The sequence below is a fragment of the Plantibacter auratus genome (genome assembly GCF_050587365.1).
GTDB classification, from domain to species: domain Bacteria; phylum Actinomycetota; class Actinomycetes; order Actinomycetales; family Microbacteriaceae; genus Plantibacter; species Plantibacter auratus.
Genome location: NZ_JBOBFV010000002.1, coordinates 1,113,311 through 1,126,969, shown reverse-complemented (window position 1 = coordinate 1,126,969; position 13,659 = coordinate 1,113,311). Strand labels below are relative to the sequence as shown.

11 protein-coding genes are annotated in these 13,659 nt (G+C 66.4%); 4 read left to right on the top strand and 7 right to left on the bottom strand.

The window, feature by feature from the left end; translation table 11 throughout:
* The first annotated feature begins 30 nt into the window (after positions 1–30).
* The gene (locus tag ACQ3HE_RS12470) at positions 31–528 is read left to right on the top strand and encodes a CGNR zinc finger domain-containing protein (protein WP_430892983.1); all 498 of its coding nucleotides are present in this window, start codon (positions 31–33) and stop codon (positions 526–528) included.
* A 50-nt stretch (positions 529–578) separates the two neighbouring features.
* On the opposite strand, the gene ACQ3HE_RS12465 is transcribed toward ACQ3HE_RS12470, so the two are convergent.
* The 5 genes from ACQ3HE_RS12465 to ACQ3HE_RS12445 form a co-directional block, all read right to left on the bottom strand.
* Positions 579–1,088, bottom strand: a complete 510-nt coding sequence (locus ACQ3HE_RS12465) for an RES family NAD+ phosphorylase (RefSeq protein ID WP_430892981.1) — start codon at positions 1,086–1,088, stop codon at positions 579–581.
* Positions 1,089–1,149: 61 nt separating this feature from the next.
* A complete protein-coding gene (locus tag ACQ3HE_RS12460; protein ID WP_430892979.1) occupies positions 1,150–1,935 on the bottom strand; it encodes an SDR family NAD(P)-dependent oxidoreductase in 786 nt (261 codons plus the stop codon).
* Between the two features lie 86 nt (positions 1,936–2,021).
* Positions 2,022–4,274: a glycoside hydrolase family 3 C-terminal domain-containing protein gene (locus tag ACQ3HE_RS12455; protein ID WP_430892977.1), complete on the bottom strand. Its 2,253-nt coding sequence runs from the start codon at positions 4,272–4,274 to the stop codon at positions 2,022–2,024.
* Positions 4,271–6,766, bottom strand: a complete 2,496-nt coding sequence (locus tag ACQ3HE_RS12450; RefSeq protein ID WP_430892975.1) for an alpha-L-rhamnosidase — start codon at positions 6,764–6,766, stop codon at positions 4,271–4,273. Before ACQ3HE_RS12450 ends, ACQ3HE_RS12455 begins: the two co-directional genes overlap by 4 nt.
* A gap of 27 nt (positions 6,767–6,793) precedes the next feature.
* Positions 6,794–8,146, bottom strand: a complete 1,353-nt coding sequence (locus tag ACQ3HE_RS12445; RefSeq protein ID WP_191939912.1) for an MFS transporter — start codon at positions 8,144–8,146, stop codon at positions 6,794–6,796.
* Positions 8,147–8,248: 102 nt separating this feature from the next.
* Between ACQ3HE_RS12445 and ACQ3HE_RS12440 the strand changes: the two genes are divergently transcribed.
* Positions 8,249–9,259: a LacI family DNA-binding transcriptional regulator gene (locus ACQ3HE_RS12440; protein WP_430892973.1), complete on the top strand. Its 1,011-nt coding sequence runs from the start codon at positions 8,249–8,251 to the stop codon at positions 9,257–9,259.
* 571 nt (positions 9,260–9,830) lie between these two features.
* Here ACQ3HE_RS12440 and ACQ3HE_RS12435 read toward each other — a convergent pair.
* Positions 9,831–10,118, bottom strand: a complete 288-nt coding sequence (locus ACQ3HE_RS12435; RefSeq protein ID WP_139382337.1) for a hypothetical protein — start codon at positions 10,116–10,118, stop codon at positions 9,831–9,833.
* 142 nt (positions 10,119–10,260) lie between these two features.
* Positions 10,261–11,202: an aromatic alcohol reductase gene (locus ACQ3HE_RS12430; RefSeq protein WP_079704256.1), complete on the bottom strand. Its 942-nt coding sequence runs from the start codon at positions 11,200–11,202 to the stop codon at positions 10,261–10,263.
* A gap of 114 nt (positions 11,203–11,316) precedes the next feature.
* Here ACQ3HE_RS12430 and ACQ3HE_RS12425 point away from each other — a divergent pair, with 114 nt between their 5' ends.
* Both ACQ3HE_RS12425 and pyrG read left to right on the top strand, forming a co-directional pair.
* Complete coding sequence (locus ACQ3HE_RS12425) at positions 11,317–11,700, top strand: MerR family transcriptional regulator (RefSeq protein ID WP_056781292.1); 384 nt, start codon at positions 11,317–11,319, stop codon at positions 11,698–11,700.
* A 130-nt stretch (positions 11,701–11,830) separates the two neighbouring features.
* Positions 11,831–13,516, top strand: a complete 1,686-nt coding sequence (gene pyrG, locus ACQ3HE_RS12420; RefSeq protein ID WP_430893091.1) for a CTP synthase — start codon at positions 11,831–11,833, stop codon at positions 13,514–13,516.
* Positions 13,517–13,659: the final 143 nt, after the last annotated feature.

The window sequence follows — 13,659 nt, the reverse complement described above, 5'->3', positions numbered from 1 at the left end:
GCGCCGGACGGCGCACGAGAACGGAGAACGATGCTTCGCGACGAGGAGCTGCTGCTGGGCCTGTTGAACAGTGCGCCGGTCGTCGAGGGCACCCCGACCGACCGTCTCGAGGGGGCGACCGGACAAGACCTGGCGCGCAGCTGGGGCGGGACCGGATCCGTGGACGAGTTGCAGCGCCTCCGACGTGCGAGGCAGGCGCTGCAGACCATGGTCCGTGGAGATGACGGAGGAGCGATCAGAGACCTCGCGGGCATCCTCGACGATGCCGTGCGCACGCCGCGCATCACCGCGGATGGCGTGGTCTGGGAGCTTCAGGTCCCCGACGACGATCGTCTTGTGGCGGGGGTCGTGCTGGCGTGGTCGAGCGTGATCACGGAGTTCCCTGGGCGCCTCCGTGCCTGCGCGAACCACGAGTGCACGCAGTTCCTCGTCGACCACAGTCGACCTGGCACCGCGAAGTGGTGTTCGATGGCGGTCTGCGGCAACCGGATGAAGGCGCGCACGCACGCCCGCCGCGCTCAGAGCTGAGCTGGGCTCTCGGGACGCGCTCGGATCGAGACGAATGTCGTGTCGCGGCATCAATCCGCGGCGGCGACATGAGCCCCTCTCAAGCTGACGACCGGCGCATCAGGCTCGTTCCAGCGGAAGAGCACCAGATGCCAGAGCCCGGGGCGCTTTCGCGAGGGATCGATCAATCCGTTCGCGCCGCCGGCAAGGAGGCGGTCGCGGACCCTCCACGACGTCGGCGTGCCTCCGGCGGCGGCGAGGTCCTGCCACGGGGCTGTCGCGTCGGCGAGGTCGATGCCTGCCGACTCCAGCGCTCCCACGTCGCGCAGGTCGACGATGCCGGACGCCTCGACATCGACCTCCAAGATCTCGCGCGCCGCCGCCCGAGCATCCTGGTGTGCGATCATCGCGGCCTCGACGCCATCGATGGACGAGCTCAGGTAGAGCGTCGGCTCGTTCGCCCGCGAGTAGCGCCCGGCGGCACGCGATCCGGCGATCGCGAACTCGCGGAAGCTCGGGTCGACGGCGCGATAGAACGTGCCCCTCAGCGGTGGCGCGAAGGTCAGGTCGATACCGGTCACAACGCAAGCTTCTCACCGCGGAATGTCGCGCGCGACCCGATGTCAGCAGGTGATCGAGGGGTCAGGCGTGGGTTCCGCCGTCGATCCGGATCTCCGTGCCCGTGATGAACGCGCCGTCGGCGCTCGCGAGCATCGCGACGACGCCCGCGACGGCATCGGGTGAGGCGAAGCCTTCACCGAGCATGGGTTGGAGCTTCATCATGAGGCTGTAGTCGACGTCGTCCGGCAGGCCCGGACCCACGCTTTGACCGCTCATGCCCGTCCCGCTGGTCATCCCGGATGAGATGGAGCCCGGCTGGACGGAGGTGAACCGGATGCCATCCTTGGCGTACTCGGCGGCGAGCGCGTGCGTCATCGACTGCACGCCTCCCTTGCTCGCGGCGTACGCGGCCATGTAGGGATGGGCGAAGCCGGCGGATGTGGAGCTGAAGTTCACGACGGCGGCTCCAGTACCCCGCTGCAGGGCTGGAAGGACCTCGCGGATCATGAGGAACGTCCCGGTGAGGTTGACGCGGATGATCTGGTGGAAGCTCTCCAGGCTGGTCGTCGCCGTGTGGGAGGAACGCAGGATGCCGGCCGCGTTGACGAGGACGTCGAGCCCGCCGAGGATTCCGACGGCCTCCTCCACGCCGCCACGAACCGATCCTTCGTCACCGATGTCGATGATTACCGGATGGAAGCGTTCGAGGTCAGAGCCTGCCTTCGACGCGGTGTCCGCCAGGCCTGTGTCGCTGATGTCCGCGGCGACGACCGTCCCGCCTTCCGCGAGGATCCGCAGGGTCGTCGCCTGTCCGATACCGGAGCCTGCCCCGGTGATGAGGACTCGCCTGTCGTCGTATCTGTTCATGTGTGCCTCCATCGGCGTCGTCGTTCTCGGGATGTTCTGTGGCCGGCCGACCGGCGAGCCCGGACCGCCAGGCGGCGGCACCCTCGTCATCGTGCGGCACCCGCAGCGGATCGCGACAGCTGCATCATCTGCTCGAGGGACTCCTCGGGGATGGTGCCCTGGACGAATGCGAGGAACTGCTGCATGGGCATGGATTCGACCATCTTGAGCTGGTCGGGGTTCTCCGCGGCCTGCTGGGCCTGCTCCGCGGTCATCCCCGCGGACATGCCCTGCATGAGCAAGGGTCCGACCTCGGGGTGACCGAACCAGTCGCCGACCGTGGACGCCAGGGTGAGTTCGCGGACGATCGTGTCTCCGCTCAGCGTCACGGCCGTCTCGCGGGTGATGGTGGCGGCGTCCGAGCCGACCTGGATCAGGTGGTCGCCGGCGGTGACGACCCACCGGTCGAGCTCGATGTCCCAGTAGGCGAAGGCGCGCCGATCGAGCCGCAGCGTGACCGTGGTGCTCTCGCCGGCACCGAGGTCGACCTTCGCGAAACCGCGCAGCTCTCGAACCGGGCGGCGCACCGGCGCCGGTGCCGGGGCGACGTAGAGCTGGACGACGTGCTTGCCAGTGCGCTCACCGGTGTTGGTCACGGTGACGTCGACCTCGACCTCGGCGTCACCGACGACCCGGGCGACGACGCTCTCGGTGGAGAACGTGGTGTAACTGAGTCCGTGACCGAACGGGTACCGCACCGGCACCTCCGCCGAGGTGTAGTACCGGTACCCGACGAAGACGCCTTCGCCGTACCGCACGTGGCCCTGCTCGCCGGGGAAGTTCACCCAGCTGGGGGTGTCTTCCAAACGGAGCGGGATCGATTCCGCCAGGTGGCCGGACGGGTTGACCCGGCCGAACAGCACATCCGACATGGCTGAGCCGCTCGCCTGACCGAGCAGCCACCCTTCCAGGATCGCGTCGACCTCGTCGTGCCAGCCTTCGAGCGAGACGACGCCTCCATTCGAGAGCACAACGACGGTCTTCGCCGCTGTCGCTGCGACGGCGTGGATGAGATCGACCTGCGGGGCCGGGAGGGCGAGGGTGTCGCGGTCGAACCCTTCGGACTCGTCGCGGTCTCCCAGCCCGACGAACAGCACGGCGACGTCCGCACGGGCGGCGACGGCGACCGCTTCGTCGAGGAGCGCGGCGGTGTCACCGGAGCCGTCCTCGGTGAACCCGGTCGCGTGCTCGATGGTCACCCCCTCCGCCCACGACTGGTCGCGGATGGCGTCGAGGGCGGCGTCGACGCGGGTGGCGTTGATGTGGGAGCTGCCACCTCCCTGATACCGGGGTGTGGTCGCGAATGCGCCGATCACGGCGACGCGGGCGTCCGGCCGGATGGGGAGGGTGGACTCATCGTTCTTGAGCAGCACGATCGAATCCGCCGCGACCTGTCGGGCCAGCGTGTGGTGGCCGTCCACGTCGAGATCACCGGTGGCATCGCCTGCCAGCTCGGTGAGCGCTACGACGCGGCGGACGGAGTCGTCCACGAGCGCTTCGTCGAGTCGACCGGCCAGCACGGCGTCGACGATCTGCTGGTCGGTGGCCCCTCCGCTGCCGGGCATCTCCAGGTCCATCCCGGCTGCCACACCTGCGACGCGATCGCTGACCGCGCCCCAATCGGAGACCACCGCGCCCTCGAAGCCCCAATCGGTGCGCAGAATGTCCGTGAGCAGCCATCGGTTGTGGGAGGCGTAGACCCCGTTGATCTTGTTGTACGAACACATCACGGTGGCGGGCCTGGCTTCCCGGACGACTCGTTCGAAGGCCGGGAAGTAGATCTCCCGGAGGGTGCGTTCGTCGACGTCTGCGCTGATGCGCATCCGTTCGTGCTCCTGGTTGTTCGCGGCGAAGTGCTTGACGGAAGCCCCCACCCCCGTCTCCTGCATCGCGGTGACGTGAGCGGTGCCGAGCACTCCGGAGAGGTAGGGGTCCTCTGAGTAGTACTCGAAGTTCCGGCCGCACAGCGGGCTGCGTTTGATGTTCACCCCCGGTCCGAGGACGACGGAGACTCCGAACGCCCGTGCTTCCCGGCCGACGGCGGCACCCACCTCTGCGGCGAGCTGCGGGTCCCAGCTGCTCCCCACCGCCACGGCGAGGGGGAAGCACGTCGAGGGCAGGCTGTCGTTGATCCCGAGGTGGTCGGCGTCCCCGGCCTGGCGTCGCACGCCGTGGGGTCCGTCGGTGAGCACGATCGACGGGATGCCCGCGTCGGGCAGGCTCTTCGTGGACCAGAAGTCGGCGCCGGAGAGGAGGGCTGCCTTCTGCGCGAGGGTCAGTGCGGATGGATCGAACGTCATGCTAATACTCCAGTGGTTGCGGCGTCGAGGGACGCTTCGATGTCGGTCTTCAGTTCCTCGGATGCGCCCGGGATGTAGTCCAGGAGTGTTCTGATGGACAGGGCCGAGGCGCCGGGGTCGTTGCCGTCCAGTGGCACGCCAGGGACGTGTCGGCCGAACGCGTCGGTGAACAGGCGCCAGGCGTTCGGGTCGGCGGCGATATCGCCCAGGGTCGAGTCCAAGTTGTACGAACCGCCCTGGCTCGCGTCGTCCACGGGGTAGTTCCACTCGTGCGACCCGGCAACGATCTCGAACACTGCCGCATCCGGGTGCAGGGGGAGCTCGACCTCGGCGGTCGTGCCGTCCGGGATGGTGACGAGCACACGGCCCTCGCCGTCGACGATCCGCCAGTCGACGAGGACGTCGCCGTGGACAGTGGTGTGTCGGAGAACGGCGGAAGTGACACCGCGGCCAGGCCGGGGTGCGATGCGCATCCTGGAGTAGCCGGGCTCGACCGGAGTGAGGCCGCCGATCGTGCGGTGCATCCAGTCGACGACGGCGCCGAGTGCATAGTGGTTCAGGGAGGTCATGCCGGACGGGTTGATGGAGCCGTCAGGACGGATCGAGTCCCACCGCTCCCAGATCGTCGTGGCCCCCATGGTTACGGGGTACAGGAACGACGGGCAGCCCGTCTCCAGGAGGAGCAGGTAGGCCGCATCGAGGTGGCCGGTCGAGGACAGTGCGTCGGTGACCAACGGGGTGCCAGCGAATCCGGTCGAGATGCGGTAGCCGGCCGCCGCGACGATCGCGGCGAGCCGGTCCCCTGCGTGGGCTCGCTGAGACTCGTCGAGGATGTCGAAGGCGATCGCCAACGCGTAGGCGGTCGCCGTCTCGTTGGCAACTCGTCCGTTCGCACTGACGTATTCGTTCAGGAAGGCGTTCCGCACGCGATCGGCCAGTGCTCGGAACTCTGCTGCATCGTCTGGTTGTTCGAGGACGCTGGCGGTGTCGGCCATCTCCCGGGTGGTCCGGCAGAGATAGGCCGCAGCGACCAGGTGCCGATCGGTCTTCCCGCCGGCCGGGTTGTCGGCCGGCGCATCGGGGTCGAGCCAGTCCCCGTACTGGAATCCGCTGCTCCACAGCCCGTTCTCGTCGAGCAGATCGGCCACCTGGCGGATGAACGCGGTCATCGAGGGGTAGGCCTCTGCGAGGATCCGCGGGTCGCCGTACTCCCGATAGAGCGTCCAGGGCAGGCTGACGGCCACGTCGCTCCACAGGGCCGTCGGCGAGGACGGCGTGGACAGGACGTCGGGGACGACCCAGGGCACGAAGCCCCGCACCGCCTGCTCGGCGGCGAGGTCGCGCAGCCAGGATCCGAGCACACCGCGGACGTCGTAGAGGAACGCGGCGGAGGGCGCGAAGGCGTTGATGTCGCCGGTCCAGCCCAGCCGCTCGTCCCGCTGCGGGCAGTCGGTGGGCACGCCGACGAAGTTGTCGCGCATCGACCAGACGGCATTCGCGTGGAGTTGGTTCAGCAGCGGATCGGACGTCTCGAGCCACCCGGTGCGCCGCATGTCGGAGTGCACGACGATCGCGCGAACCGAATCGGCGGTGAGTTCACCGGGCCACCCGTCGACCTGCACATACCGGAAGCCGTGGAACGTGAAGCGCGGTTCCCACACCTCGGGGCCGCCACCGCTCAAGGTGTACCGGTCCGTCGCCCGCGCTGTGCGGATCGTCTCGTAGTCAGGCTCGCCGTCGGTCATGACCTCTGCGTGGCGGAGCGCGATGGTCGTGCCGGCGGGGCCCGTGACCTGCAGTCGCACCCATCCGGAGATGATCTGGCCGAAGTCCAGCACGGTGAGACCAGCGGGTGTGGTGAGGATGTCCACCGGCGCGAGCTCCTCGATGCGCCGGATCGGCGGGGCGATGGGTTCGACGAGGGACTCCTGCGGCCAGTCCATCAGGGACACACCATCCCAAGCACTGTCGTCGAAGCCCGGCGCGTCCCACCCTGATGGCTCCAGGCGCGCGTCGAACTCTTCACCGTCGTAGATGCTGTCGGTCAGCCCCCCACCGGTGCTGGATCGGAAGGTGTCGTCACTCACGATCACCTCCGTGCTCCCGTCTGCATATTCGAGCTCGAGTTGCAACCAGCCGGCTGCACGATCGGAGTAGTGATGGCGCTTGCCCTCCCACCCGAGCCGGCCCAGCGCCCACCCCTCGCCCACGACGGCACCGATCACGTTGCCGCCCAGGCGGATATGATCGGTCACCTCGAGGCTGCTCACCACGAGGCGGTGACGATAGGACGTCCACCCCGGAGTGAGGACCTCATCACCGACCACTGATCCGTTGAGGTGGGGTTCGATCAACCCCACGGCGGTGACGCGCAGCGTCGCGGCAGCAGGTTGTCTCGTGAGCGTGAATTCCTTGCGAAGGTACGCGGCAGGTCCCTCGGGCGCTGGGCGGGGTGTGGCTGGAGTGATGAAGGACGCGGTCCAGGTCGACATGGTGGCTCCTCGAGGGGTGGTGACGGGCTATCGGACGGATCGGATTCTCAGGACCACGAGCCCTCCGAGCAGGGTGAACGCTGCGGCGATGATGTAGAGCAGTGTGTAGTTCTTACCGCCGCCGGCGGTCACGCCGATCGCGAGGAAGACGGGCGCGATGAACGGCGCGACAGCTTGCGGGATCGACACGGCGAAGCCGATGATCCCCATGTACCGCCCGGCGTTGGTGGCCTTCTCCGGCAGGACGTCCAGGATCAGCGCCTGATCGACCGCGGCGAACATCCCGATGCCGACCGACGTGATCAGCGACCCGGTGTACAGCACCGGGACGTCGGAAGCCAGGGCCATCACGATCGCGCCGACGGCGAACAGCACGGCGCCGAGGAGGACGAAGACGCGTCGGCGGCGGACCTTGTCCGACAGGAACCCGCCCCCGATCGCGCCCAGGGTCGTCGCTCCGATCCCGAACAGGCCGAGGGTGGCGATGATCGGTGCGACCTCGGTCACCTCGACGCCGAGCCGTGAGGCGAAGAAGAACGCGGTGAAGGTCGTGTTCAGGGTGAGACCGAAGTAGAAGAGGAACCGCCCCAGCCAGACCAGCGAGAAGTCCGGGAACCGCCGCGGGTTGTACAGATACTTACTGAACAAGGTCTTCGGCGAGAGCCGCTCATCGAAGCGGGCCCCCCGCGTGTCCGGTTCCCGCGTGAAGAGCACGAACATGGCGACGAAGATCACTCCGACGAGCCCCGGGAGCAGGAAGAGGAGCAGAGCGTTCCCGGAGAACGACCCGGCGATCACGACACCGAACACCGGCGCCACCTGGGTCGCGAACCCCGCGAGTCCGGCGACCTTGCCACGCTGTGTTTCAGACAGCTTGTCCGCCATCGACGTCTGCAGATTCTGCAGCACCTGACCCCAGCCGATCTGCGCGAGAACCCAGCCGAAACCGAGCACCAACACGGATGGAGCGAGCGCCATCACCACGAGGGAGACCACACCCAACACCGTGCCCGCGATCATGAACGGACGACGACGCCCGATCCGCGTACGCGTGCGGTCGCTGAGCACCCCGAACAACGGAGCGGTGAGCATCACGACGAGGGCACCCGACCCGGTGATGTAGCCGAGGTACTCGTCACGGCCGGGAGCAAGCTCCGAGAGGCGGATCGCCAGGGAGATCGCCAGCGGAGTGATGAAGGCGACGAAGACGCCGAACTGCCCCAGTACCTGGAACCAGATGTAGGACGGGCTCGCCTGCGGCTCGGCCCGGGTGGGTGCGCTGTCGATGACCTCCTCGACGGCTGCCGGCGCTGCAGGGAACGGCTGGGCGGGGGCAGCGGACGCTCGCGGCGTCTCGTTGCGTGGGGGCTCGTGTGTCATGGGGACTCCGTTGTCGAAATGGCGCCGGGTAGCGCGCGCTAGTTCTGCACTCTAGTCCGATCGAACTAGCACGCGCAAGCACAAGTACGGCAGAGTGGTCCGGTGAGCGATCCCCTCGTGAAGAAACGCCCAACGGCCGCCGACGTCGGACGCGAAGCCGGAGTGTCGCGCGCGACCGTCGGGTTCGTCTTCAACCAGACCGCCGGACAGACGATCTCGTCGAGTACCCGCGCACGCGTGTTGGAGGCGGCCGAGCGGATCGGCTACCGGCCGCACGCCGGAGCGCAGGCACTCGCCCGAGGGGCGAGCCGCATCGTCCTCCTCGTCCTCCCCGACTGGCCTGTCGGCGCGAGCATGCAGCGGTTGATCGAGGCAGCCAGCAGCGTGCTCGACGATGCGGGGTACACCCTGGTGACGTATACGCCTCGCCGCGAAAGCGCCGTTCGGCCACTGTGGGAGCTGCTCGAGCCGGAGGTCGTGATGGGGTTCGCCCCGTTCACGCCGGAGCAACTCGTGAGCATGCGCGCTCAGGGCATCAATCACATCTTCCCCGACGACATCGGCGGCAGCGCCTCACCCGAAACGGGACCTGCCGAGCAACTCAGGTTCCTGCACAGCCTCGGACACCGCCGCATCGCTTATGCCTCGACGGCTGATCCCCGGCTGACTGATCTCGCCAGCGTGCGCGTCCAGGCAGCTCAGCAGCACGAGCAACGACACGACCGGGTTCCACTCGACGTGCGGACACTGGCCGGGCAGGACGATGCGATCGAAGCGGTCCGTGACTGGCGCGCCGCCGGAGTCACCGCCGTAGCCGCCTACAACGACGACGTCGCGGCCCTCATCGTGGGAGCGGCTCTGCGACTCGGCCTCAGCGTGCCGAACGATCTCTCCGTGATCGGCCACGACGACGCACCGATCGCAGCCCTCTTCGTCCCCTCCCTGACGACCGTGCGCCGCAACGAAGAAGCCGACGGCGCGAACTTCGCAGCCGTCGCGATCGCCCAAGCCAGCGGGACCGAGCTGCCGGATCTCTCCGAAGCGGTCCTGGAACAGGTCATCGTCCGTGACTCCTGCGCCGCGATACCCGCCTCGGACCAGCTCGTTCGCTGAACGGCGGGCGACCTCGCGAAACGCGGTCCTACCTACATGTGAACGCGCACGCAAAGTGTCGCCACGGTCCCGCTGAATCAGCGGGTTTCCAACGTAAAGTGTCGCCGGCGTTTCCAACACAAAGTGTCGCTCCGAACATGCCCGCGTGATTCCGCGGATCTGAGGACGGGCTGGGGGCATTTGGTGGCGCCCTCCGCCGAGGCCCGGCCTGGAGTGACCGGTCTGCATAGTTGTCGCGCTCGACAGTAGCGCGGCCCCACACTCACCGTCAGGATGTGTGCCGCGACATCGCAGATCTTCGCTCGAACTCGACGGCCCTGAAACACCGAGACCGTTGACCCCAACCCGCCGAGCCACGTAGTGGTTCACCGGCAACCGTCCTGCAACTCGTTGTTCATGGGGCGTCTCGCGGGTCATTCTCTAGGAGGCCGCGAACGCTCCTCCTCCGTTCCGCCAACGGTTGCGCCGGATAACGAAGGCGACTAACCGCTATTTGATGGAACCGAGAGCAGTCGCATCCAGGCGTCTGCAGGGCCGCGACTGGAGTGAAGCACGATTCGTTTCCCCGGGGCTAGCTGGTGGCAGGCACCATGTTGAGTTCGTCGGCTTCTTCTTCCGTGACGATTCCGACGAGCTCGGCTATCTTCACGGCAATGTCCTCCATTGGCTCTTCGGCCGTGCTGAATCCACCGCGCGACGCAAGGGTGGGGGTGACTTGATCGAGCTCCTCGAATGTCACACCGTGCATGACCGGGACGAGGATTTGCGATGGGACATTGGACATCGCCCCGCCTCCTTCGGTCAGGAACAGCCCCGTGGCGAGCGTGCTGTATCGCACGTCGCCTTCGGTGAAGGTCAACCGGGCGTGGAATATGACATCTTCACCTGGAAGACATAAGACAGCTACTTGTGAACGCGCACGCAAAGTGTCAAGCAGTGCGCCCCGCGTGGAGTGCTCATGGGCGCCTCCTCTCGAGCTCTACGCCGCTTGGATCCGGTACTCAGGCGACGAGGTTCTGCTGGGCCCACTCCCGGAGCGTTGTAGTCGGGATCGACCGGCGCTCGTTAAACGTGTCGCTCTTGTCCCAGGCTACGCCTCGCCCCTGCGCGAACACGGCGCGGTACTTCCGGGTCATGTTGTCTGGGTCGTTCGCCAGCTCGTTCATAAGCGACGACTCTGTCCAAACTGCAAGTTCGAACGGACGACCAAGGACTGCTTCCAGGGTTTCAGCGACCTGGCGATACGTGATCGTGTCGCCTGCTACGTAGACGATCTCGTTGCGGATCCGGGGCTCCTCGAACAGAATCTCCGCCGTGAGTGCACCGATGTCTTCCGGCGTGGTCACCGTGACCGCGGTGTCGGGGCTGCCGAGCGCGTTGACGGTGTGGTTCGGCAGGTCGACCATTCCTGAGCCTGGCTCGAAGAGGTAGTTCATGAACATGCCGGTGGAGATGATCACCCACTCGGTGTCGTGCTGCGCCCTGAGCAGATCTCGCACGTCGAGTTGCGAGTCGAAAATGTCCTGTGGACTGCCACGCCCGATCACATCGAAGTCGACGCCGAACTGCCACGGGAAGTACCGCGGAATCTTCGCCTGCAAAGCGGCCTGTGCGACTTTCATCGGAGTTTCAACGCCGGCTGTGATCCCGGTGCAGCCGATCACGGTGTCATATTCCGCGAAGATGGCCGCGAGTTCATCGATTGACTGCCCAACGAGATCCCCTTGAACGATGCCGACTCCCAAAGCGCGGATCTCAGCGACGTTGCGCTGCTTTGCGGGAGTGGTGGAGTCGATCGTGTTCGACCGCAGGAGCACATCGACGGACGCTTCCGGAGCTGGTGAGGCGCGCCTCACGACGTTGCGGAGGACAGGCATGCCGAGTTCTCCTGCTCCGATGACGAGAATGTTCCGCGAGGGGGCGCTGGAGGCGGTCGCCGACATAGGTGTGTCCTTCCTTTGGTCGCCCAACGGTTGGGCGCCCATCATGTCAGCCAGCGTAAAGTTTGACACCAGTGTCAATGTCAACTCCGGGTGCGGTGAAGGGATGGCTGAAGGATGAAGATCGGTGAAGCGGCTGCTGTGGTCGGCGCTCCGACGCGCATGCTGCGCTACTACGAACAACAAGGACTGATCCAGTCGACGCGATCGGCGAACGGCTACCGCGAGTACTCCGACGAGCAGGTCGAACACGCCCGCCATGTGCGCGCCCTGGTGCAAGCCGGATTGTCCACACGCATGATCAAAATCGTTTTGGACATCGAAGCACCCCAGCCGGGACAGCAGTCTGCCTCGTGCAGTCGCGCATTGGCGGAGGATCTGGCACGAGAATTGCGCGTCGTGGAAGACAGGATCGTGTGTCTTGAGAAAAGCCGTGACGCGGTCATCCACTACCTCCAGCACACCGACCACGCCGATCTGCTGTCGCCCGCGCGGCCCTGAACCGTCGCTGCCGGAGGAATCCCGGCGCACGGTGCAGACACTGATCGAGCGCTGAACTAACCACGGCGTGAAGTTAGGATGGAATCCCGTGGCGAATACTCGAAGCAACGGAACCAGCACCCCGCCCTCGATCTCAACTCCCAGAGTGACGAAACAGATCTTCGTCACGGGCGGGGTCGTCTCCTCGCTCGGCAAAGGCCTGACGGCGGCCAGCCTCGGCAACCTGCTCACGGCCCGGGGTATCAACGTCGTGATGCAGAAGCTCGACCCGTACCTCAACGTCGACCCGGGAACGATGAATCCGTTCCAGCACGGTGAGGTCTTCGTGACCGACGACGGAGCCGAGACGGATCTCGACATCGGGCACTACGAACGCTTCCTTGGCATCAACCTCAACCAGGGCGCGAATGTCACGACCGGCCAGATCTACTCGACGGTCATCGCGAAGGAGCGCCGCGGCGAGTACCTCGGGGACACCGTCCAGGTCATCCCGCACATCACCGACGAGATCAAGCGCCGCATGCGGTTGCAAGCTTCCGATTCCCCCCAGCCCGACGTCATCATCACCGAGGTCGGCGGCACGATCGGCGACATCGAGTCCCAGCCGTTCATCGAGGCGGCCCGACAGGTGCGTCACGAGCTCGGCCGTGACAACGTCTTCTTCGTACACATCTCCCTCGTGCCGTACATGGGCACTTCTGGTGAGCAGAAGACCAAGCCAACACAGCATTCGGTGGCACAGCTCCGCTCCCTTGGAATCCAGCCTGACGCACTCGTCCTGCGCAGCGACCGTCCAGTCAGCGGGTCGAACAAGACGAAGATCGCCCTGATGTGCGATGTCGACGAAAACGCCGTGGTGAACGCCATAGACGTGCCGTCGATCTACGACCTACCGACGCTGCTCCATGACCAGAGCCTCGACCAGGTCATCATCGACGCACTGCAGCTCGACGCGCATGACATGGACTGGTCGGCTTGGAAGCCGGTTCTTGATGCCGTGCACGAGCCGGAGGGGGATGTCACCATCGCCCTGGTCGGCAAGTACATCGACTTGCCAGATGCGTACCTGTCCGTCACCGCAGCCCTCCGGGCGGGCGGCTTCGCACACCGCACCACGGTGAATCTGAAGTGGATCGCTTCGGACGACTGCATCACAGCGGAGGGCGCCGCGGAGCAGCTCGGCGACGTGGACGGCATCTGCGTGCCCGGCGGGTTCGGTGTGCGCGGCATCGAGGGCAAAGTCGGAGCGCTGAAATTCGCTCGCGAACAGGGCATCCCGACGCTTGGCCTGTGCCTCGGGATGCAGTGCATGGTCATTGAATACGCCCGCCACGAAGCCGCCCTGCCGGAGGCCTCGAGCACCGAATTCGACCCGGAGACATCGACCCCGGTCATAGCGACCATGGCCGCGCAGGTCGACATCATCGCGACGGGCGAGCTGGGTGGCACGATGCGCCTTGGGCTCTATCCGGCTTCGTTCACGACGGGCTCTCTAGCCGCCGACCTGTACGGCGCTGTGACAGCATCCGAGCGGCACCGCCACCGCTACGAGGTCAACAACACCTACCGCGATCAGATCGCGGCGGCCGGACTGGCCTTCTCCGGCACATCACCTGACGGCACCCTCGTCGAGTACGTCGAGCTCGACCGCGGCGTGCACCCGTTCTACATCGGCACCCAGGCACATCCTGAACTCCGCTCTCGCCCGACCAACCCACACCCCTTGTTCGCAGGACTGGTCGGCGCGGCCATGACGAGGCGTGACTCATCCAGACTCTTCACTCGAGAAGTCGAGTCAGAACAGATCCAAGCGTGATGATCCTCTGCAAGGACACCCACCCGACTGTCGTGCTCGACACGAGCGGCACCTTTCCCTCCGCTCGGATCCGCACCAGCCGGATGGCCGAGTCCGTACGTGGCTCGCTCGTCCCGCGAGGCCCACATCGCCCACGCGAAGAA

Coding starts and splice junctions, on each gene's coding strand:
- ACQ3HE_RS12450 (WP_430892975.1), bottom strand. CDS start 6,766: ATGTCGACCTGGACCGCGTCCTTCATCACTCCAGCCACACCCCGCCCA.
- ACQ3HE_RS12460 (WP_430892979.1), bottom strand. CDS start 1,935: ATGAACAGATACGACGACAGGCGAGTCCTCATCACCGGGGCAGGCTCC.
- ACQ3HE_RS12430 (WP_079704256.1), bottom strand. CDS start 11,202: ATGTCGGCGACCGCCTCCAGCGCCCCCTCGCGGAACATTCTCGTCATC.
- ACQ3HE_RS12455 (WP_430892977.1), bottom strand. CDS start 4,274: ATGACGTTCGATCCATCCGCACTGACCCTCGCGCAGAAGGCAGCCCTC.
- ACQ3HE_RS12425 (WP_056781292.1), top strand. CDS start 11,317: ATGAAGATCGGTGAAGCGGCTGCTGTGGTCGGCGCTCCGACGCGCATG.
- ACQ3HE_RS12445 (WP_191939912.1), bottom strand. CDS start 8,146: ATGACACACGAGCCCCCACGCAACGAGACGCCGCGAGCGTCCGCTGCC.
- ACQ3HE_RS12470 (WP_430892983.1), top strand. CDS start 31: ATGCTTCGCGACGAGGAGCTGCTGCTGGGCCTGTTGAACAGTGCGCCG.